A 21,653-nucleotide genomic window follows, 5' to 3' on the forward strand; every position below is an offset into this window, starting at 1 on the left:
TTTAGATGTCTCGTTTTTCTGTCAGTTATTCCAACATGCGAAAGAAAAGCGACAAGTTTATCAACAATCAAAAGAGACAACAGCTTACCGCCTTTTTAATCAAGAAGGAGATGGATTTGGTGGGTTGACAATAGATTTGTATCAAGAATATGCTGTCTTTTCTTGGTATAATTTCTTTGTTTACGAAATTAAAGATACCATTGTTCAAGCGTTTCAGCAGGTTTTTCCAGAAGTTACAGGAGCGTATGAGAAAATTCGTTTCAAGGGTTTGAATGTTGAATCTGCTCATTTGTATGGGCAAGAAGCACCAGCATTTTTCACGATTTTAGAAAATGGTGTTCGCTATCAAGTGTTTTTAAACGATGGATTGATGACGGGAATTTTCCTCGATCAGCATGAGGTGCGTGGTAGCTTGGTAGACGGTCTAGCAGCTGGCAAGTCGCTGTTAAATATGTTTTCCTACACGGCAGCTTTTTCAGTTGCGGCAGCCATGGGAGGAGCCAGCCAGACGACCTCTGTTGATTTGGCAAAACGCAGTCGTGAATTGTCGGAAGCACATTTTAGAGAGAATAATCTTGACTTAAGCAACCATACATTCTTTGTAATGGATGTGTTTGACTATTTCAAATATGCAAAACGACATGGTTTGACTTATGATGTAATTGTGTTAGATCCGCCGAGTTTTGCAAGAAATAAAAAACAAACTTTTTCTGTGGCGAAGGATTATCATAAGTTGATTGCTCAGTCTTTGGAAATTTTAAATCCCCAAGGGATTATCATTGCTAGTACAAATGCTGCGAATGTTTCACGTACTAAGTTTAAAAAAGAAATTGAAAAAGGTTTTGCAGGAAGCAAGCACCGTTATTTGAAAGAATACGGTTTGCCAGCAGATTTTACTTATAATAAAAAAGATGAAAGAAGTAATTACCTCAAGGTATTTACCATTAAGGTGGACAAATGAAATTAGTCGTATCAGTGATGCCGAAAAATTTAGAGGAAGCGCAGAATATTGATAGCTCGCGTTATGATGACGCGGACATTATTGAATGGCGTGCTGATTTTTTAGCAAAAGATGAGGTTTTGACTGTTGCACCTGCTATTTTTGAAAAATTTGCTGGTCGTGAATTGATTTTCACTTTGAGAACAATTGACGAAGGTGGAAATATTGAATTGACGGATGATGAATATATTTCTACCATCAAGGAAATTTCAACGATTTATCAGCCGGATTATATTGATTTTGAATATTTTTCTCACAAAAATAGATTTGAGGAAATGTTGGATTTTCCAAATCTTGTTTTGAGCTATCATAATTTTGAAGAAACGCCTGAAAACATGATGGAAATTTTATCTGAATTGACCAGTTTGACACCAAAAGTGGTGAAAGTTTCTGTTATGGCGCGCAGCGAGCAAGATGTACTAGACTTGATGAACTATACGCGTGGTTTTAAAACTTTAAATCCAAATCAAGATTTTGTAACGATTTCCATGGGACAAATTGGAAAGATTTCGCGGATAACAGCAGATTTGACAGGCTCAAGCTGGTCGTTTGCAAGCTTGGATGAATCCAGTGCACCAGGTCAAATTTCTCTTGCTAGTATGAAACAAATTCAGGAGATTTTGAATGAAAATTGACGGCTATACTCGTTTAGCGGCAGTTGTCGCCAATCCAATCAAGCACAGTATTTCTCCTTTTATCCATAATGCAGCATTTGAGCAAACGGGTGTTAATGGTGTTTATGTGGCTTGGGAAATCTCACAGGATGACTTGAAAGCAACTGTTGAAAATATTCGCCGCTATAATATGTTTGGAATCAATTTGTCCATGCCTTATAAACAGGCTGTGATTCCTTTTTTAGATGAAGTGACACCTGCTGCGCAGATGATTGGAGCAGTGAATACTGTTGTGAATCAACATGGAAAATTGATTGGTTATAACACAGATGGCAAGGGATTTTTTATGAGCTTGCCTTCTTTTGTCATCACGGGTAAAAAAATGGTCATGCTTGGAGCTGGCGGAGCTGCAACAGCAATTATTATACAGGCTGTTTTGGATGGTGCTGAGGAGATTTTTGTGTTTACGCGCCAGTCCTCTTTTGAACGCGTTTCACAGAAAATGAAGGAAATTCAGCAGAAGACTGCAGCGAAGATTTGGGTATTACCTTTAGAAAATCAAGAATTACTACAAGAAAAAATTAATGTTTCCGCTTTATTGGTCAATGGGACTAGTTTAGGCATGGACGGTAAGGCTTTACCAATACCAAGCAGTATTCGTTTACCACATTCACTTCTTGTGGCAGATGTGATTTACCAGCCGTTTGAGACCCCATTTTTAAAATGGGCAAAAGGACAAGACGTTGAAGTAGTGAATGGCTTGGGAATGTTGTTGTATCAGGCGGCAGAAGCATTCAAATTATGGACAGGAAAAGAAATGCCGACTAAAAAAATTTGGCAGACATTGGAAAAGAAGTACAAATAAGGAGTTGCCTATGAAATTAAATGTGAATATCCCCAATCATCCTTACGATATTGTCATTGAAAAAGGTACTTTAGCCAAAGCTGGAGAATGGCTGGCAAGTTTATGGTCAGCTCAAAAGGTCGTTGTTATCACAGATAATCATGTGGCAAGTCTGTATGCTGAAACGGTTAAACACAGCTTAGAAGTTGCTGGCTTTGAAGTGTTTGTATTTGATTTTCTGGAAGGAGAAGCTAGTAAAAATTTAACAACGGTCAATAAAGTTTATGAATTTCTCGCTAAAGTAGGGATGACTCGCAGTGATGGTATTGTTGCCTTGGGTGGCGGTGTGGTTGGTGATTTGGCTGGCTTTGCAGCTTCAACTTATATGCGAGGCATTCATTTTGTACAGATGCCGACGAGTTTGACGGCTCAGGTAGATTCTTCGATTGGTGGGAAAACAGGAGTCAATACGCCGTGGGCTAAGAACATGGTAGGTACTTTTACTCAGCCGGACGGGGTTCTGATTGACCCAGATGTTTTAACAACTTTAGGACAACGTGAATTGATTGAAGGTATGGGAGAGGTCATCAAGTATGGTTTGATTGAGGACGTGGAGCTATGGCAGGAACTGTCTGACATAGATGGTAGTCCAGAGTCCATTTTGGAGCACGCAGAAAGTATCATCTATCATTCTTGCAATGTCAAACGAAAGCTAGTAGTGGAAGACGAACTTGACAATGGTGTGCGCCTTTATCTAAATTTTGGACATACGATTGGTCATGCAGTGGAGGCAACTGCTGGTTATGGCAAAGTCATGCACGGAGAAGCTGTGGCTATTGGAATGGTTCAGGTAGCGCGTGTAGCAGAAAAAAAGGGGCTGATGCCTAAAGGAATTACCACAGATATTGAGCAGATGTGTCGCAAATTTGGGCTTCCAGTTGATTATCAACCTTGGCGACAAGAAGAACTCTATCATGCCTTACTTCATGATAAGAAAGCTCGTGGTAAGACAATCAAATTAGTCATTGTTCCAGAATTAGGCAGGGCAGCCATTCATCAGATTCCTTTAGAAGAAATGAAAGATTATTTAGAAAAGTAAGTGCTAAATAGCAACAACAGATGAGGTAACGGAATGAGATATTTAACTGCTGGGGAGTCACATGGATCGCGTTTAACAGCTATCATTGAGGGGATACCAGCTGGGCTTCCTTTGACAGCTGACTCTATCAATGCAGAATTGAAACGCCGTCAGGGCGGATACGGTCGTGGAGCTCGTATGAAAATAGAGAGTGACAAAGTGGAAATTACTTCTGGTGTTCGGCATGGGCGAACCATGGGGGGACCGATTACACTCAATGTGACCAATCTAGATCATCAAAAATGGTTGGATATCATGAATGTAGCAGATGTGGAGGACAAGAAAAAAGGGCTGCGCAAGATTACCAAACCTCGTCCAGGTCATGCAGATTTGGTCGGCGGTATGAAATATCGTTTTGACGACTTGCGCAATTCATTGGAGCGCTCTTCTGCGCGTGAAACGACCATGCGGGTGGCGGTGGGAGCAGTTGCTAAGCGTCTCTTAGAAGAAATCGGAGTTGAGGTAGCTAGTCATATCGTAACTTTCGGTGGCATTGACATTGAGGTTCCGGAAAATCTGACCGTTTCTGAAATTAAGAAACGCGCTCGTCGGTCAGAAGTTTCGATTGTCAATTCAGAGCAAGAAGAAGAAATCAAAGCCTATATTGATCAGATAAAGAAAGATGGCGACACGATTGGTGGAATTGTTGAAACCATTGTCGGTGGTGTGCCAGTTGGGCTTGGTTCCTATGTTCAATGGGATAGAAAGCTAGATGCTAAAATTGCTCAAGGAGTGGTTTCTATCAATGCATTTAAAGGTGTGGAATTTGGAGTTGGTTTTGAAGCAGGGCGGCTTAAGGGCAGTCAGGTGATGGATGAAATAATCTGGTCTAAAGAGGACGGCTTTACTCGTCGTACTAACAATCTAGGTGGTTTCGAGGGCGGTATGACCAACGGAGAACCTATCGTAGTGCGCGGAGTGATGAAGCCAATCCCAACTCTCTACAAGCCACTTATGAGCGTTGATATTGAGACACATGAGCCTTATAAGGCAACGGTGGAGCGAAGCGATCCGACAGCTCTTCCAGCTGCTGGTGTTGTTATGGAAGCTGTTGTTGCAACAGTGCTTGCAACTGAGGTCTTGGAGAAATTCTCTTCGGATAATCTGGAAGAATTAAAAGAAGCTGTTCAACAATACCGCAATTATGTGAAAGGATTTTAATGCTCACCTATATTTTTACGATGACTTTGGTTGGAATTTTTGCAGGAATTTTGGGAGCTTTGTTAGGACTTGGAGGTGGAATTGTTATTACGCCTGTGCTCACTCTTTTATTTGGAGTAGACATCAAATATGCAGTCGGAGCTTCTATTATTGCGGTTTTAGCGACTAGTTCAGGATCTGCGATTGCTTATCTCAAAGATGATATGCTCAATCTGCGAATTGCCATGTTTTTGGAAATTTTTACGACTTTAGGAGCCTTTGTAGGCGCTATGTTATCAGTGATAACAGATTCACAAGTCCTTTTCTTACTTTATGGAGCTCTCATGCTTTTTCAGGCATTTAATATGTACCAGAAGATTCGTGCTAAAAAGGAAATTCAGACTGTGAGCCACAATGATACCATTGCAGAGAAATTAAATCTCGGTGGTGAATATTTTGACAAAGGTCTCAATCAAACAATCAAGTATCAAGTGACCAATGTCCCTGGTGGCTCTGTTGTCATGTTCTTTGCAGGTGTTATGTCGGCGCTTTTAGGAATTGGTGCGGGTGCTTTCAAAGTATTGGCCATGGATACTGTTATGAAAATGCCTTTAAAAGCTAGTTCAGCAACTTCTAACTTTATGATGGGAGTGACAGGAACGGCTTCAGCTATCTTTTACCTTTTTATAGGACAAATCAACCCGGTATTGGTTACACCAATCGCCTTGGGTGTTTTAGCAGGTTCTTTCATCGGAAGCCGCATCATGCCTTATGTACCTGTAAAAGTATTGCGCTGGATTTTTCTAGTCGCTTTATTAGCTCTGGGTGTGCAGATGTTTATACGAGGTATGCAATGACAGATAAAATGCAAAAAGAAGAGCTGGATTTGGTCATGGGGAAAATTCTTCGCATAGGAATTTTTCTCTCCATTCTTTTTATGTTTATTGGCTTGGTTCTTTACCTTTTTAGTGGTCAGCAGGTCATTTCTTTAAAAAATTTGGAACAGTTTAATCCAGTTGCCTATGTGAAGAGCCATTCCATTTTTGATGCAGTGACGTTTATGTTACTAGGGGCTTTTATGCTTATTTTGACACCGATTTTTCGAGTGATTTCAACTTTTATCATTTTTGTCAAAACAAAAGATAAAATGTATACGATTTTCACAGCGATTGTTATGGTTATTATTTTAGTATCGATTGTTCTGGGATTTATCGTTGAGCCAAAGTAAGGAGTAAGCATGGTAAAGAAAGTTATTTATATTGCGGGTCTTGGTTTGATTGGTTCTTCAATCGCACTTGGAATTCGACGTGATCATCTAGACTATACTATATTAGGTTACAATCGTGGAGAAGAATCCCGAAAAATTGCCCTTGAAAAAGGCATGGTAGATCAAGTGACCAATCAGTTTGCTGAATTTGCTCCTCTGGCAGATGTGATTATTCTTGCTGTCCCTATCAAGCAAACCATTGAGTTTATCAGGCAATTAGCAACTCTAGATTTGAAAAAAGATGTGATTATCTCAGATGCAGGCTCTACCAAAGCTGAAATTGTAGCTGCTGCTGAAGAAGCTCTAAAGGAAAAAACTATTCGATTTGTAGGTGCTCATCCGATGGCTGGTAGTCATAAGTCAGGTGCTAGTGCAGCAGATATAAATCTCTTTGAAAACGCCTATTATATTTTTACTCCGTCTCATTTGACGAAAGAAGGCACGATAGCAGAAATGAAGAATCTCTTATCTGGTCTGCATGCTCGCTTTATCGAGATTGATGCCAAAGAGCATGACCGGGTCACCAGCCAGATTAGTCATTTTCCGCATATCCTCGCTTCTAGTCTTATGGATCAAGCCGCTGCCTATATTCAACAGCACGAAATGACGCAGCATTTCGCTGCTGGGGGATTTCGTGATATGACACGGATTGCAGAAAGTGAACCGAGCATGTGGACTTCGATTTTATTGACAAATCCAGATGCTATTTTAGAGAGGATAGAGGATTTTAAGAAGCGATTGGATACTATTTCACTTGCTATTCAGAATAAAAATGAAGATGTGATTTGGAATTTCTTTCAGCATGGTCGCCAAGTGCGAAAAGCTATGGAAATTCATAAACGAGCAGGTGTGGATAGCTTTTATGACATTTTCATCAATGTTCCCGATGAAGAAGATGCTGTTTTAGGAGTGTTGGAACTTCTAAGGGGAACATCCATTGTCAATATTCACATTAACGAAGAAAATCGCGAAGATATTAACGGAATTTTGCAAATTACCTTTAAAAATCGCGAAGATTTGGAAAAATCTGCTAAAATAATAAGAGAAAAGACACATTATCAAGTCTTTTTAGATTAAGGAGGAAAACTATGTCAAATATTTATGATTTAGCGAATGAATTAAGCCGTACTCTACGTGACCTTCCTGAGTACAAAGCCGTTGTCGAAAGCAAAAAAGCAGTAGATGCTGATAGTGAAGCAAAGAACCTTTTAAAGGACTATCTAGCTTTCCAACAAGAACTGCAAGCTATGGCGCAATCAGGTCAAATGCCAACGCAAGAAGTGCAAGACAAGATGAAGTCGTTTGGGGATAAGATTCAAGGCAATCCTGCCCTGACTGAATTTTTCAATAAACAACAACAATTATCTATTTACTTGGCTGATATTGAACGCATCATTTTTGATCCAGTTCAAGAACTGTTGAAATAAGGTTATGATTCAAGCTGGTGCAAAATTAGCCCAGCTTTTTATGTGCATGAAATCCATAGGAGAAGAAAGGATTCAACAAATTAGCGAGAATTTTCTGAATATTTCCACTAAATACTTGTATTTTACTAATTTTTGAGTATAATGAAATGTATCAACTAGACGGATTTTCAGTTTAATGGTGAAAGCTGAACAGTGTATTTTATGGAGGTGCTTTATGTCACGTAAAATTGCGATTATTGGTATGGGAAATGTTGGTGCTGCAGTCGCGCATGGTCTGATTGCGCAAGGTGCTTTTGATGATTATGTGTTGATTGATAAAAATGAAGCGAAAGTCAAAGCAGATGCACTTGACTTTCAGGACGCTGCAGCAAATTTGAATCATCACGCAAATATCATTGTTAATGATTATCAGGCAGTGGCAGATGCGGATGTGGTGGTATCAGCACTGGGCAATATCAAATTACAAGATAACCCCAACGCCGATCGATTTGCGGAATTACCCTTTACATCCAAGGAAGTTCCTTTTGTCGCTGAACAATTGAAAAAAGTTGGATTTACAGGGATTATCATTGTTATTAGTAATCCAGTAGATGTCATTACCAGTCTTTATCAACACTATACTGGTCTGCCTAAAGAGCGTGTTATTGGAACGGGAACGCTATTGGACACAGCTCGCATGAAACGTGCAGTCGGTGTTCGCTTTGGTGTTGACCCTCGAAGCGTTTATGGCTACAATCTTGGAGAACATGGAAATTCTCAATTTACAGCTTGGAGCCAAGTACGGATAAAAGGTCAACCGATTTCTACATTTGCTTCAGTCGAGGAGTTGGATGAGATTGCTCTAGAAGCTCTTAAAGGAGGGCATACCGTCTTTTATGGCAAAAAATACACATCTTATGGCATTGCGAGCGCAGCTATCCGTTTAGCAGTAGCTCTTGTGTCAGATTCACATGAAGAATTGCCAGTATCAAATTATTATCAGCCATTAGACACCTACTTGAGTTATCCAGCGATTGTAGGGCGTGAGGGAATTCTTGAGCAAGTCAAACTTAGTTTAACAGAAGAAGAGGAAGAAAAATTAGCTTACTCTGCACAATTCATCAAGCAAAAATTTGCAGAAAGTTTATAATTTTAAGAGGGTGAGGAAAAGTTGAATTCAACGAAATGAAGCTTTTTCCCCGCTCTCTTTTGTTTCCCTTCTCTTTTTATGGTACAATATGTAAAAAGAATCAGGTATGAGGTTTTCTATGCAGTTACGAACAAATGCAAAGGGATTAGCTGGGTGCATTCGTGTGCCGGGTGATAAGTCTATTAGTCATCGATCGATTATGTTTGGTAGTTTGGCCAAGGGAGTGACAACGGTTCACGATATTTTGCGTGGTGAAGACGTCTTATCAACCATGCAAGTTTTTCGTGATTTAGGTGTTCAAATTGAAGATGACGGCAATGTAGTAACGATTCATGGAGTGGGTTTTGCTGGTCTTCAAGCGCCGACAAACAAACTGAATATGGGAAATTCTGGAACCTCTATTCGCTTGATTTCAGGTGTATTAGCTGGGCAGGATTTTGTGGCGGAAATGTTTGGTGATGATAGTTTATCTAAACGTCCTATGGATCGCATAACGATTCCTCTTCGTCAAATGGGGGTGCAAATCGCTGGGCGAACCGAGCGTGATTTGCCACCGCTCACCATTCATGGAAATAAGAACTTACAGCCCATTCATTATACCTTGCCTGTGACATCTGCTCAGGTTAAATCTGCTTTGATATTTGCGGCTTTACAAGCTCAGGGCGAGTCTGTCATTGTGGAAAAAGAAATGACCCGCAATCATACAGAAGATATGATTAAACAATTTGGCGGTCAGATTTCTGTCAATGGAAAGGAAATCCGCATTCAAGGTGGACAAGAGTTTACTGGACAGAACGTGTTGGTACCAGGAGATATTTCTAGTGCGGCTTTCTGGATAGTAGCAGGACTTATCATTCCCAATTCTAAGATTATTTTGGAAAATGTTGGTATCAATGAAACACGGACTGGCATTTTGGATGTTGTTAAAGCTATGGGTGGAAATATAAACTTGTCCAATATAGACAGAGTTGCTAAGTCCGCTACCATAACGATAGAGACATCTGAATTAATCGGCACAGAAATTGGCGGAGAAATTATCCCACGTTTAATTGATGAATTGCCAATCATTGCACTTCTTGCCACGCAAGCTAAGGGGCAAACGGTGATTCGTGATGCAGAGGAACTAAAAGTAAAAGAAACAGACCGTATCCAAGTTGTGGCAGATGCACTAAATAGCATGGGGGCTGATATTACTCCGACAGAAGACGGCATGATTATCAAAGGGAAAACGTCTCTTCACGGTGCTAAAGTTCATACATTTGGCGACCACCGAATTGGCATGATGACGGCTATTGCAGCCCTTTTGGTAAACGACGGTCAAGTCGAGTTGGAGCGCGCCGAAGCTATCAATACGAGTTATCCGAATTTCTTTCATGATTTGGAGGATTTACTTCATGCCTAAAATTTTGATTGGTTTCATGGGGGCTGGGAAAACAACGGTTGCTAGCTTGCTAGATGAAAATTTTATTGATATGGATGAGCTTTTGTCAGAGAGACTGGAAATGCCGATTAAAGAATATTTTGAGCAGTATGGCGAAGCAGCTTTTCGGCAAAAAGAAAGTGAATTATTAAGAGAATTGCTACAGTCAGAACAAGTCATCTCAACCGGTGGTGGCATCATCAGCAATGCTCAAAATCGCGAGTTGTTAAAGCAGAACGCTGAAAATATTTATTTAAAAACAGATTTTGAAACGCTTTACCAGCGTCTTGAAGAAGATCAAGCTCACCAGCGCCCACTTTATTTGAACAATAGTAAAGCTGATTTGAAAAATCTTTTCGATCAACGTCAGGCTTGGTATGAAGAAGTGGCTACAAAAATTATTGATGTGACTACTTTGACGCCGAAACAAATCGTGGAGGTGTTGCAATGAAAGTTGGATTTTTAGGTCCGAAAGGTTCTTTTTCTCATCATGTGGCGCAAGAAGCATTTCCAACAGATACATTGGTGGCTTTTGAAAATATCACGGAAGTTGTCAAAGCCTACGAGACAGGTGAAGTGGATTATTCTGTAGTGCCAGTTGAAAATTCAATTGAAGGAAGCGTTCATGAAACATTGGACTACCTTTTTCATCAAGCAGCCATTCATGCTGTGGCAGAAATCGTCCAGCCAATCAAACAACAATTATTGGCAACGGCAGCTGATAAGCCAGTAGAAAAAATCTTTTCTCATCCGCAGGCAATTGCGCAGGGGAAAAAATATGTTCGCCAGCATTATCCACAAGCTAAAATCGAAATAACAGCTAGCACAGCTTATGCGGCTCGTTTTGTGGCTCAGCATCCAGAAGAAAATTATGCAGCCATTGCTCCTAAAACTGCAGCTAGTGAATATAATTTGCAGATTATTGCAGAAGATATTCAAGAAATGGACGAGAATTTCACCCGTTTTTGGTTGCTGGGACAGTCGATTCCGACTTTGTCATTATATCCTAAGGAAAAGAAAATAACGCTTGCTTTGACTTTGCCAGACAATTTGCCCGGTGCTTTATACAAAGCTCTTGCAACTTTTGCTTGGCGGGGAATTGACTTGACAAAGATTGAAAGCCGCCCGTTGAAGACCGCTTTGGGAGAATATTTTTTCATTGTGGACATCAATAATGAAAAAGAGGATTTAGTGTCATTTGCGATGAAAGAGTTAGAAGCGATTGGCATTACTTATAAAATTTTAGGAAATTATACCGTTTATACTATTTCAGAACAGTAGATTGGAGCAATCATGGGTAAAAAATCAGATAATCTCAGCCACCATGAGCAGTTGAGACTGGACTATCTTTACAAAAATATCCATTATTTAAATGAACGCGAGAAAAAAGAATATCAATATCTTCTGAGAAAGCAAGAAGGAGACCAAAGAGTAGAATCAGCTCGTGAATCGAGAGGTACCTTTTCTGACCAACAAGTACCTGAGAATTTTGGTTACACCGAGCAGGGACTCCCTCAATATCCAGAGAGAAGTCGCCGTAATAAACGAGCTAAATCAGAGCACATACCAACTAATGTGGCTGAAAGTGTTGTAGAAAATATACCCAAGCCTAAAAAGGAAAAACGGCATAGAAAAATACGTGTGAAGCGGATTCTAGCTTGGCTTGCTTTAATTTTGGTTCTCATTGTAGGGGGCATGTTGTTCATGTTTATAAAAGGCTTGAACACTTCAAAAAGCAATCCAAATGCCAAAGCTGCCCAAACAGAAGTCTTTAATGGGAAAGATACCAAAGACGGTGTGAATATACTTATTTTGGGTACAGATGGACGAATTGGTCAATCTTCTTCTGAAACGCGGACAGATTCGATTATGGTCTTAAATGTCGGTGGAAAAAATAAAAAAATGAAACTCGTCAGTTTCATGAGAGACACGCTCGTTCACATTGATGGAGTCAGTCAAGGTTCTGGTTATGATCAAAAGTTAAATGTAGCATATGCCATTGGAGAGCAAAATAACAATCAAGGCGCTGAATTAGTACGTCAAGTGCTGAAAGACAATTTTGATATTGACATTAAGTATTATGCGTTGGTTGACTTTTCGACCTTTGCGACAGCTATCGATACCCTTTTCCCAAATGGTGTTGAAATGAATGCGAATTTTTCAACTATCAATGGTGAAAAAGTGAGTGAAGTACAGGTGCCGGACGACCTCAATATGAAAGACGGCGTGGTTCCAGAGCAGACGATTAAGGTTGGCAAACAGCGAATGGACGGTCGCACGCTTTTGAATTATGCGCGTTTCCGTAAAGATGATGAAGGAGATTTTGGACGCACACGTCGCCAACAAGAGGTGATGAGCGCGATTATTCAGCAAATCAAAGACCCGACGAAGCTTTTTACAGGCTCTGAAGCGCTTGGCAAAGTATTTGCTTTAACCTCGACCAACGTTCCGTATAGTTTTTTACTAACGCACGGCTTGTCTTCTCTTACCAATGCTCGTAATGGTGTTGAAAAGGTGACCATTCCTGAAAATGGAGATTGGATAGATGCCTATGATATGTATGGCGGTCAAGGACTGTTAGTTGATTTTGAAGCCTATAAAGAAAAATTGGCACAACTTGGACTCAGATAAATGATAGAATAGAAAGTGATAATTCTGTCGCTTTCTTTTTTTGGGAAATGGCAGAGCTGATAGAAAGAGAAATATATGTTAAAAAAGAATGATGTGATAGAAGTTGAAATTGTGGATTTGAGCCATGACGGTGCAGGAGTAGCTAAGGCAGAGGGGCTGGTTTTCTTTGTAGAGAATGCTCTGCCTACGGAACGTATCCGTATGCGCATACTGAAAGTCAATAAAAAAATTGGTTTTGGCAAGGTAGAAGCCTATCTGACGAAATCCCCTTATCGAAACGAAGATGTTGATGTGGCTTATCTGAGGACAGGTATTGCTGACCTTGGGCATCTAAAATATAGTGAGCAATTGAAATTTAAAACCAAGAAAGTTAGAGATAGTCTTTACAAGATTGCTGGAATTGCAGATATCGAAGTGGCACCAACCCTTGGTATGGAGCACCCACTACATTATCGAAACAAAGCGCAGGTTCCTGTTCGCCGTGTCAATGGACAGCTAGAAACGGGATTTTTCCGAAAAATTCGCACGATTTAATGCCAATTGAGGATTTTTATATTCAGGATCCAGTTATTGATCAAGTCGTTTTGGCAGTGCGGGATTTGCTGCGTCGTTTTGACCTGAAACCTTACGATGAGAAAGAGCAATCTGGTCTGATTCGTAATATTGTGGTTCGTCGTGGACATTACTCTGGTGAAATCATGGTTATTTTAGTGACCAATCGTCCCAAGATTTTCCGTATAAATCAGTTAATTGAGCGATTAGTCGCGCAATTTCCGAATATTAAATCTATCATGCAAAATATTAACGACCAGCCAGGTAATGCGATTTTGGGGAAGGAATTTCATGTACTGTATGGACAAGATTATATTACTGACCGCATGCTGGATAATGACTTTCAAATTGCTTCCCCAGCATTTTACCAAGTCAATACAGAGATGGCAGAGAAACTGTATCAAACGGCGATTGATTTCGCTGAGTTGAGTATAGAGGATATTGTAGTGGATGCTTATTCGGGGATTGGTACCATTGGATTGTCAGTTGCGAAACATGTCAAAGAAGTCTATGGCGTGGAGGTCATCCCCCAAGCAGTTGAAAATAGCAAAAAGAATGCTGAGCTAAACGGTATTAGCAATGCCCAGTATATTTGTGATTCAGCAGAAAATGCTATCAAAAAATGGCTGAACCAAGGTATAAAACCTAGTATCATCATGGTCGACCCACCACGTAAAGGCTTGACTGAAAGTTTTATCAAATCAAGCGTCAGTATGAATCCAAAGAAAATCGTCTATATTTCCTGCAATGCCGCCACCATGGCACGTGACATCAAGCTCTATCAAGAACTAGGCTATAAACTCACAAAAGTTCAGCCCGTGGATTTGTTTCCAATGACGCATCATGTGGAGTGCGTAGTGTTGCTACAACGAAGCAAAGAGTGAAAATCCTTTATTTTAAGCACTTCTTCAAGCATTTTGTCTTTATTGAAAAGAATGATTTTGACATAAAAAAGGTACAAAAAAAGTATATTGATGTGAACGTCTGTTTGGATGTCGACTGCGTAGACAAAAAATAGATACGTCGTAAAATATATTGGTTCAGCGAGAACATTTTATAAGTGTTCTCGCTTTTTTTATTTTCAGGAGGAAAATTATGGAAAAAGAAGAAAAGTCATCACGGTATGCTGTGATGCGTCATCTCATGGCTATCATGGGAATTGATGTTGATGAAGCAACACATTTAGTTGCTGAAATGGAGAAAGCAGAGTTGATTCAATTTGATGAACTGGGGAATGTTGGACTTTTATTGTTGGAGGGACAATCATGAAGCGTATTACCGCAAATCACTATCAAACGTCAGAGCGTTACTATAAGCTCCCAAAACTTTTATTTGAGAGTGACCGCTATAAGGAGATGAAACTAGAGGTTAAAGTGGCTTATGCAGTCTTAAAAGATCGATTGGAATTATCTCTGAGTAAGGGATGGATTGATGAGGATGGGGCTATTTATTTGATTTACTCTAACTCCAAACTAATGGCACTCCTTGGTTGTTCCAAGTCTAAATTGCTGACGATTAAAAAGACATTGAGAGAATTTGGACTGATTGATGAAGTCCAACAGTCTTCCAGTGAAAAGGGCGTTTGGCTAATAAGATTTATTTAGGGGAGTTAGAACATGACACCACCCCAGTCTTAAATTCAGACGGGGGTAGTGTTCAAAAAACACTAGGGGGGTCTCCAAATCAGCCGGGGCCGGTTTTAAATTCAGCCCCTAGTGAGACTGAAAGAAGTGAGACTGAATATAGTGAAACTGAAAAGAGTGATTTCCTTTTTGAGGATGAGGAGGAGAGACAAGTTGTAGTTGAAAAACAAGAAGATACCTTTTCTCCAAAAGTTGACTCAGTGACCAAGTACGATCGAGATTATATTTGGGGCTTGGTTCATGACCAGTTGAGACAAGTCGGTTTATCACAGGTAGCTAGTGATTACGCCATGATTTATTTTAGTGACCGTTATCAGTACGCTTTGGAACATATGAGATTTGCTCGGTCGGCAGAAGCGATTGCGGAATACGTGTTTAATGGTGTGCTGTCTGAATGGACCAAGCAGCTAAGGCGACAAGAAACGAAGGGAGGTGATTAAGATGATTTGGTGGATACTAGGTGGAGTCTATCTCATCTCCCTTATTATTTTATTGATTGAAATCATCCGTGCACCAGAGATGGATGACCATATTTAAGTAAGAGTTTTACAAATAGTAAGGCTCTTTTTATTTTGAAAGAGAGGAAAAATGAAGTTTTTAGATTTGTTTGCTGGAATTGGAGGCTTTCGACTGGGATTGGAGCGTCAAGGCCATGAGTGTGTTGGTTTTTGTGAGATTGATAAGTTTGCGAGGAAATCTTACAAAGCTATGTATGAGACTGAAGGAGAGATAGAATTTCATGACATTAGACAAGTCACAGACCAAGATTTTAGACAACTTAGAGGGCAAGTGGACATCATCTGTGGGGGATTCCCTTGCCAGGCATTTTCACTCGCAGGCCGACGATTGGGATTTGAGGATACTAGAGGTACTTTGTTCTTCGAAATTGCTCGAGCGGTCAAACAGATCCAACCACGTTTTTTATTCTTGGAAAACGTCAAGGGCTTACTCAGTCACGACAAGGGAGAGACATTTCGAACAATCCTCGCTACATTGGATGAGTTGGGGTATGATGTTGAATGGCAAATCCTTAACAGTAAAGATTTCCAAGTCCCACAAAACAGAGAAAGGGTCTTTATTATCGGACATTCTAGAAGATACCGTCCCCGATTCTTATTTCCTCTCCGAAGAGAAAGTAGCACAGCTGGTCTTGAGCGATTAGGCAATGTTAATCCATCAGGAAAAGGCATGAGTGGAGAGGTTTACTTGAGTCACGGATTATCCCCAACCCTAACCAGAGGAAAAGGGGAAGGAGCTAAAATTGCTATATCAGTTTTAACACCAGATAGACTGAAGAAACGCCAACATGGCAGACGCTTTAAGGACAATCAAGCCCCTATGTTTACCCTAACTGCTCAAGATAGGCATGGTGTCGTTGTCGCAGGAACCTTACCAACATCTTTTGTTCAAACGGGACGCATCTATGATATTTCAGGGGTATCCCCAACACTTACCACCATGCAGGGAGGCGATAAAGTTCCTAAGATTCTTTGTCGTGAAGAAGCTCCGCATTTAAAAATCAAAGAAGCTACTAAACTAGGTTATGCCAAGGCGACAATAGGGGATTCTGTCAACCTTGCTTATCCAGAGTCCACAAAACGAAGGGGACGAGTCGGTAAAGGGGTATCTAATACGATAACCACTTCTGACAATATGGGGGTAGTCGTGGCAGCTCTTGAATATCGCAAGGACAAGTGGTATGAGGTGACAGGGATTGTCATTGATGGGAAACTCTATCGTTTAAGAATCAGACGGCTGACTCCCAGAGAGTGTTTTAGACTTCAGGGTTTTCCTGACTGGGCCTATGAAAGAGCGGAAAGCGTCTCCAGTAAAAGCCAGCTGTATAAACAAGCAGGCAATAGTGTGACCGTGACAGTCATCGAAGCCATTGCTGGAGCATTTAGAAAGATTGAGGAAGAAGAACATGAAGTTGTTACATAATAAAAGTATTAGGGAATGTACAGAACTGGATGAAGCCATCCATCAAGCTGAAGTGGAGATGACAAGTCTGATTACGATTGAATGTTTCGGCGAAGGCAAGTCTCCGATTGATAGGAGTAAAGTTTTCACACCACTGACTCAAGAATTGCAGAAGGATTTATCTGTATAGGAGGGAGACATGTTAGAAATCTATTTAAGTCGAAATACCAGTCGTAATCAGAAACTCTTTAACTTTTGTAGGTCACATGACATTTCCTATACCTGTAAAGACGTTGGCCACTTGGCACATGAGGACTTACTGGGATTATTTGCCAAAACCAGTGATTGTTTTGAGTTATTAGCTCCCTCCTTTCAGCGCTTTAAACGTCAGGAACGGATGAAATTGAGTGAGTTGGTGACTTTAGTCTTAACAAGACCAGAACAAAATCTCCGTCTTCCACTGGTGGTCAGTCATCAGAAAGTTTATCCAGATATGAGTGTAGAAGAGGCACGAACCTTTCTTCCAAGAGACCATAAGGAAATGCTCTTTCGTGAACATCTTTTTAAGGACATGACAGAACAGGAGGCTCTATGAACGAACGCTTTTGGGAAAATTTAGAAATCCTCCTCATTGATAAGGGCATGTCTTGGGCAGATTTAGCACGGAACATTTTTAAAGGTCAATACGTCTATCCTAGTGAGTTTAATCGTCTCTATCAGACTTTCCGTCATTACAAGTCCAATCGCCTTATGCCTCAACTCAAATGGGTGGAGAGAATTGTAGCAGTATTAGAGATTGATTATGAAGATTTGTTTAGGAGGTAGAGATGGGACGAATATTACTGATGTACGGAGCCATTCATGCTAATGTGCTCTTAGTTAGTCTCTTCTTAATGGGATGGATTGATGGGATAGGCTTAATCGTCTTACAAGTTGCTTTTTTAAGTTTTTTGTTGTGGTTTTGGAAACACTATGGCATGCCCAAAAGAAACATGTCCTGGATAGAGAGAGGAGTTTGGCTTTTAGGGAGCCTTGGCGTGATGGTGAGTATAGCTCTTGCCATGAGTGTCACGCTTTCAGGAATTGAGACTAACCAACAAACGATGGTAACTGTTCAGGATCAAGTTCCCGTTCTGTCGTTTATTATTTTTCTACTTAATGCCAGTATAGTGGAGGAGGTCTTTTACCGAGAAGTTTTGTGGGATAGGCTGTCTAAGCCATTTGCTCAGCTTTTGTTGACGAGTTTCCTCTTTTCCTTAGCGCACCACCCTTCTAGCATGATGACTTGGTTCATTTATGGCAGCTTAGGAGTGACATTAGGACTGGTTCGTCTCAAAACGGATGTTTTAATGTCTACTCTGGTTCATCTCTCTTGGAATGGTGTGGTTTTTCTTCTATCATTTCTGTGATACCAAAATCAAGAAGGCTTTCGTATTATGAAGGCACCCTGATTTTTATGAGGGAATCATACAAAGGAGGGAGTTATGTCTTCAGAACAACAGGAACGCCAAGCTTTGCAATATGCGGAGAGAAGTAGCCTGTTTACGGTTCAAACGCTCTTAAAGCTCTTAGAGTGGTCGGCTAGGCAAGCCCTAGCTCAAGACTCAGCTTATAAGATTGGGGTTCAAAAGTTGGAAGAACTGCTTCAAAGTCCCTATGCCATTGAATCAGTAAACGTGACCAGGGATATGTTGGATAAACCGATTGATATGGAGAAATTCAAGGAACTGATGGAATCCGAGAACCTTCCGATTGCCATTAGCTGGCAAGGGAACTATCTTCATTTCTACGCCAAGGACAAGTCTCTTTTAGACAGACACCTAGATGAGTTACTGAAAAAGTTAGTCTCTAATCCAGAAAAACTTCAAGACTTAACATTCGATAAAACCCTTGATGAGGAAATTGAAAAGGCTAAGGAACAGATTGTGATGTCAAAACCTTCTGCCGTGAAGACCAAGGAGGTGACTCTCTAGTGTATTCAGGGAAAAAAGCCATCGTCTTTGGGAGCTTAGGGCTTGTATTTGGCTATTTCTGTCATCGTTTGGTTTTGCTGTACGAGAGTCTTCCCAATCAGCCACCCATTGAACGTCTTGCTTATCTCTTAGGAGAAGGACAAAAACAAGTGCTTCATCCCTTGTGGGATGTCAACTTCACTGGAAAATCCTTCTTAGGCTTTCTCTTTGGACTTATGACCATGGGGTTTGTCTATCTTTACATCTCAACAGGCAAAAAGGTCTACCGAGAAGGGGCTGAGTATGGCTCTGCTCGTTTTGGAAATAGTCGTGAGCGTAAAGCCTTTACCAGTAAGAATCCTTTGAACGATACCATCTTGTCTCGAAATGTCAGGTTGACTCTTTTAGAAAAGAAAACGCCACAGTTTGACCGAAATAAGAACCTGGTTGTTATTGGTGGGTCAGGAGCAGGGAAGACCTTTCGCTTTGTCAAACCAAATCTGATTCAGCTTAACTGTTCCAACATTGTGGTTGATCCCAAGGACCATTTGGCAGAAAAAACTGGGAAGCTCTTTCTAGAAAATGGCTATCAGGTCAAGGTCTTAGACATAGTGAATATGACTAATTCGGATGGTTTTAATCCCTTTCGTTATGTGGAAACTGAGAATGATTTGAACCGCATGCTGACGGTGTATTTTAACAACACGAAAGGTAGTGGTTCAAGAAGCGATCCCTTTTGGGATGAGGCCTCCATGACCTTGGTCAGAGCTATTTCATCTTACTTAGTGGATTTTTACAATCCTCCAGAAAGCTCCAAGGAAGAAGCTGAGAAGCGGCGCAAGCGTGGGCGTTATCCAGCTTTTTCAGAGATTGGAAAACTCATTAAACTCTTATCTAAAGGAGACAATCAAGATAAGAGTGTCCTTGAAGTCATGTTTGAAAATTATGCTAAGAAGTATGGCATGGAGAACTTTACCATGCGTAACTGGGCAGATTTTCAGAACTACAAGGACAAGACCCTTGATTCAGTCATTGCCGTGACGACGGCTAAGTTTGCACTCTTTAATATCCAATCAGTGATTGATTTGACGCAGCGGGACACCATGGACTTGAAGACATGGGGAACTCAGAAGACGATGGTCTATTTGGTCATTCCTGATAATGACACGACATTCAGATTCTTGTCTGCACTTTTTTTCTCAACAGTCTTTACAACCTTGACCAGACAGGCTGATGTGGACTTTAAGGGGCAACTACCTATTCATGTGAGAAGCTACCTGGACGAATTTGCCAATATCGGTGAAATCCCAGACTTTGCCGAACAAACTTCAACGGTTCGTTCTCGAAACATGAGCCTTGTACCTATTCTCCAAAATATTGCTCAGCTCCAAGGGCTTTATAAGGAAAAAGAGGCTTGGAAAACCATTCTTGGTAACTGTGACAGCTTGTTGTATCTGGGTGGGAATGACGAAGAAACCTTCAAGTTCATGAGTGGCCTTTTAGGCAAACAAACTATCGATGTGAGAAACACCAGTCGGTCTTATGGCCAAACAGGGTCTGGTTCTACTTCTCATCAAAAAATTGCAAGGGACCTCATGACCCCTGATGAAGTCGGAAATATGAAACGAGATGAGTGTTTGGTACGAATTGCAGGAGTTCCAGTCTTTAAGGAGAAGAAGTATCTCCCTTTGAAACACCAGAACTGGCAATACCTAGCAGATAAGGAAACGGACGCTCGTTGGTGGCACTATGAGATTGACCCTCTAAGCAATAAGGAAGCACTTCTTGATTTATCGGATCATAAGGTCAGGGATTTAAGCACAGAAAGAACACTACACTAATGGAAATGAGGAATCATATGGATCAAAAACTTACAGGCTTTGTTTACGGAGTGGATGCCAGCTCCATGTTTGCACAAGCCATGTCTCTCTTACAAAAAGGCTTGATTGCCGTAGGGGCTTTTCTTGTTGTGATGGGCATTATCAACCTTTCGACCAATATCAAAGATGGAGGACCAGGTGTCCGTAATGCTATCTTAGAAATTGTGGGTGGGGTGATGGTCGGTGCTGCTGGCGCCTTTGTTACTCAGATTACAATTTAGGAGGGCAAGGTATGACATGATAATGAAACTAACCTCAGCTTTTGTCTTTCTAGCCTCAGAGAAAATTTCAAGCGACAGCCTTTTTGAAGGCTTTAATGTGGATTTAAAATCAACAGCTGATTTAATCAAATCCTTGGCAGAATACAATCCGACCGTCTGGTCTTATATGTCTGCTATCACCAAAGGGATTATGCAGCCTTTGGGAGTAGCGATTTTAGCGGTTGTTTTGATTCTGGAATTTTCTAAGATGGCAAAGAAAATTGCGGGCTCAGGAGGTGCCATGACTTTTGAAGCTGTTGCCCCAATGATTGTCAGCTACATCATGGTAGCAGTGGTGATTACTAACACCACTGTGATTGTGGAAGCTATCTTAGCTGTTGCTTCCCACATCATCGAACAGGTGGCAGGCGTGGTGTCACATGGGAGAACAGCCTATGACACCATCTCAGGTCTTAAAGGCTCAGGCATTGTTGGAAAAATGATTGTCGGACTCTTTGCCATCATGATTTGGTTGGTTCGTTTAGTTAGTGTGATGGTCGTGAATATTCTCATTACCATTCGCTTTATCCAACTTTATCTCATGATTCCTTTTGCGCCACTGACGATTCCAGCTTTCCTTAGTGATGATTGGCGTGGCATTGGGATTGGCTATCTTAAAAATATTATGGTCTATGCCCTGCAAGGAGTTTTAATTTTCCTCATCGTCTCTCTTGTACCTCTTTTTGAATCAGCTGGAAAAATCGCTGTTTCAAATGGGGCAGGGATTATGGAAAGCCTAGCCATTATGTTTGGTAGCTTAGTGCAGGCTATTTTGTTAATCATTGCCTTGGTGGGCAGTCAACGCACTGCCCGAAGTATTTTGGGCATGTGAGAGT

24 protein-coding genes and 2 pseudogenes are annotated in these 21,653 nt (G+C 40.8%); all 26 read left to right on the forward strand.

Translation table 11 applies throughout. From position 1 onward, the window contains the following. On the forward strand, nt 1-961 hold a 961-nt coding region (locus HMPREF2887_RS02360), incomplete at its 5' end, for a class I SAM-dependent rRNA methyltransferase (RefSeq protein WP_084740394.1). Further along, nucleotides 958-1,635, forward strand: coding sequence for a type I 3-dehydroquinate dehydratase (aroD, locus tag HMPREF2887_RS02365; protein WP_003023956.1), 678 nt, complete (start codon nt 958-960; stop codon nt 1,633-1,635). The genes HMPREF2887_RS02360 and aroD, both read left to right, overlap by 4 nt. Then, nucleotides 1,625-2,479 (forward strand): shikimate dehydrogenase, encoded by an 855-nt coding sequence (locus HMPREF2887_RS02370; RefSeq protein WP_003023958.1) that lies wholly within the window; start codon nt 1,625-1,627, stop codon nt 2,477-2,479. The genes aroD and HMPREF2887_RS02370 overlap by 11 nt, the downstream gene beginning before the upstream one ends. A 10-nt stretch (nt 2,480-2,489) precedes the next feature. Continuing rightward, nucleotides 2,490-3,557 carry a 3-dehydroquinate synthase gene (gene aroB / locus HMPREF2887_RS02375; protein WP_021001861.1) on the forward strand — a complete coding sequence of 356 codons (1,068 nt, stop codon included), beginning with the start codon at nt 2,490-2,492 and terminating at the stop codon, nt 3,555-3,557. A 33-nt stretch (nt 3,558-3,590) separates the two neighbouring features. Beyond that, nucleotides 3,591-4,757: a chorismate synthase gene (gene aroC, locus HMPREF2887_RS02380; RefSeq protein ID WP_057489719.1), complete on the forward strand. Its 1,167-nt coding sequence runs from the start codon at nt 3,591-3,593 to the stop codon at nt 4,755-4,757. Further along, the gene (locus HMPREF2887_RS02385; RefSeq protein WP_057489718.1) at nt 4,757-5,593 is read left to right on the forward strand and encodes a sulfite exporter TauE/SafE family protein; all 837 of its coding nucleotides are present in this window, start codon (nt 4,757-4,759) and stop codon (nt 5,591-5,593) included. The genes aroC and HMPREF2887_RS02385 overlap by 1 nt, the downstream gene beginning before the upstream one ends. Continuing rightward, entirely contained in the window at nt 5,590-5,964 is a 375-nt protein-coding gene (locus HMPREF2887_RS02390; protein WP_021001858.1) for a DUF1634 domain-containing protein, read from the forward strand. The genes HMPREF2887_RS02385 and HMPREF2887_RS02390 overlap by 4 nt, the downstream gene beginning before the upstream one ends. A gap of 9 nt (nt 5,965-5,973) precedes the next feature. Then, nucleotides 5,974-7,080 carry a prephenate dehydrogenase gene (locus HMPREF2887_RS02395; RefSeq protein ID WP_021001857.1) on the forward strand — a complete coding sequence of 369 codons (1,107 nt, stop codon included), beginning with the start codon at nt 5,974-5,976 and terminating at the stop codon, nt 7,078-7,080. Between the two features lie 11 nt (nt 7,081-7,091). Continuing rightward, nucleotides 7,092-7,430: a YlbF/YmcA family competence regulator gene (locus HMPREF2887_RS02400; protein WP_003029032.1), complete on the forward strand. Its 339-nt coding sequence runs from the start codon at nt 7,092-7,094 to the stop codon at nt 7,428-7,430. Nucleotides 7,431-7,644: 214 nt separating this feature from the next. Continuing rightward, nucleotides 7,645-8,559, forward strand: coding sequence for an L-lactate dehydrogenase (locus tag HMPREF2887_RS02405; protein ID WP_003023974.1), 915 nt, complete (start codon nt 7,645-7,647; stop codon nt 8,557-8,559). 118 nt (nt 8,560-8,677) lie between these two features. After that, entirely contained in the window at nt 8,678-9,961 is a 1,284-nt protein-coding gene (gene aroA, locus HMPREF2887_RS02410) for a 3-phosphoshikimate 1-carboxyvinyltransferase (protein ID WP_057489717.1), read from the forward strand. Then, complete coding sequence (locus HMPREF2887_RS02415) at nt 9,954-10,430, forward strand: shikimate kinase (protein ID WP_003029038.1); 477 nt, start codon at nt 9,954-9,956, stop codon at nt 10,428-10,430. The genes aroA and HMPREF2887_RS02415 overlap by 8 nt, the downstream gene beginning before the upstream one ends. Beyond that, nucleotides 10,427-11,260 (forward strand): prephenate dehydratase, encoded by an 834-nt coding sequence (gene pheA / locus HMPREF2887_RS02420; RefSeq protein ID WP_003029040.1) that lies wholly within the window; start codon nt 10,427-10,429, stop codon nt 11,258-11,260. Before HMPREF2887_RS02415 ends, pheA begins: the two co-directional genes overlap by 4 nt. A gap of 12 nt (nt 11,261-11,272) precedes the next feature. After that, a complete protein-coding gene (locus HMPREF2887_RS02425) occupies nt 11,273-12,610 on the forward strand; it encodes an LCP family protein (protein ID WP_021001854.1) in 1,338 nt (445 codons plus the stop codon). Between the two features lie 75 nt (nt 12,611-12,685). Further along, nucleotides 12,686-14,046: pseudogene (rlmD, locus tag HMPREF2887_RS02430) on the forward strand (23S rRNA (uracil(1939)-C(5))-methyltransferase RlmD). A gap of 211 nt (nt 14,047-14,257) precedes the next feature. After that, nucleotides 14,258-14,431 carry a hypothetical protein gene (locus HMPREF2887_RS10225; protein ID WP_186821892.1) on the forward strand — a complete coding sequence of 58 codons (174 nt, stop codon included), beginning with the start codon at nt 14,258-14,260 and terminating at the stop codon, nt 14,429-14,431. Then, a pseudogene (locus HMPREF2887_RS02435) lies at nt 14,428-15,245 on the forward strand (replication initiator protein A). The gene HMPREF2887_RS10225 and the pseudogene HMPREF2887_RS02435 overlap by 4 nt, the downstream one beginning before the upstream one ends. Nucleotides 15,246-15,393: 148 nt before the next feature. Continuing rightward, nucleotides 15,394-16,746 carry a DNA (cytosine-5-)-methyltransferase gene (gene dcm, locus HMPREF2887_RS02440; protein ID WP_057489715.1) on the forward strand — a complete coding sequence of 451 codons (1,353 nt, stop codon included), beginning with the start codon at nt 15,394-15,396 and terminating at the stop codon, nt 16,744-16,746. Continuing rightward, nucleotides 16,730-16,915, forward strand: a complete 186-nt coding sequence (locus HMPREF2887_RS02445) for a hypothetical protein (protein ID WP_007518276.1) — start codon at nt 16,730-16,732, stop codon at nt 16,913-16,915. The genes dcm and HMPREF2887_RS02445 overlap by 17 nt, the downstream gene beginning before the upstream one ends. A gap of 9 nt (nt 16,916-16,924) precedes the next feature. Further along, nucleotides 16,925-17,320 carry a thioredoxin domain-containing protein gene (locus tag HMPREF2887_RS02450; protein WP_049512012.1) on the forward strand — a complete coding sequence of 132 codons (396 nt, stop codon included), beginning with the start codon at nt 16,925-16,927 and terminating at the stop codon, nt 17,318-17,320. Then, the gene (locus HMPREF2887_RS02455) at nt 17,317-17,550 is read left to right on the forward strand and encodes a hypothetical protein (protein WP_037613274.1); all 234 of its coding nucleotides are present in this window, start codon (nt 17,317-17,319) and stop codon (nt 17,548-17,550) included. Before HMPREF2887_RS02450 ends, HMPREF2887_RS02455 begins: the two co-directional genes overlap by 4 nt. A gap of 2 nt (nt 17,551-17,552) precedes the next feature. Then, on the forward strand, nt 17,553-18,134 hold the full coding sequence (locus tag HMPREF2887_RS02460; protein ID WP_049512018.1) for a CPBP family glutamic-type intramembrane protease: 582 nt from the start codon (nt 17,553-17,555) through the stop codon (nt 18,132-18,134). Between the two features lie 75 nt (nt 18,135-18,209). Then, nucleotides 18,210-18,698, forward strand: a complete 489-nt coding sequence (locus HMPREF2887_RS02465; RefSeq protein ID WP_049512019.1) for a hypothetical protein — start codon at nt 18,210-18,212, stop codon at nt 18,696-18,698. Continuing rightward, nucleotides 18,698-20,518, forward strand: coding sequence for a VirD4-like conjugal transfer protein, CD1115 family (locus tag HMPREF2887_RS02470; RefSeq protein ID WP_057489714.1), 1,821 nt, complete (start codon nt 18,698-18,700; stop codon nt 20,516-20,518). Before HMPREF2887_RS02465 ends, HMPREF2887_RS02470 begins: the two co-directional genes overlap by 1 nt. Nucleotides 20,519-20,535: 17 nt before the next feature. Then, complete coding sequence (locus tag HMPREF2887_RS02475; protein WP_007518271.1) at nt 20,536-20,778, forward strand: hypothetical protein; 243 nt, start codon at nt 20,536-20,538, stop codon at nt 20,776-20,778. Nucleotides 20,779-20,794: 16 nt separating this feature from the next. Further along, nucleotides 20,795-21,649, forward strand: a complete 855-nt coding sequence (locus HMPREF2887_RS02480; RefSeq protein WP_049512022.1) for a VirB6/TrbL-like conjugal transfer protein, CD1112 family — start codon at nt 20,795-20,797, stop codon at nt 21,647-21,649. Nucleotides 21,650-21,653 lie beyond the last annotated feature (4 nt).

The sequence above is a fragment of the Streptococcus sp. HMSC071H03 genome, assembly GCF_001813035.1.
Lineage (GTDB): Bacteria > Bacillota > Bacilli > Lactobacillales > Streptococcaceae > Streptococcus > Streptococcus anginosus.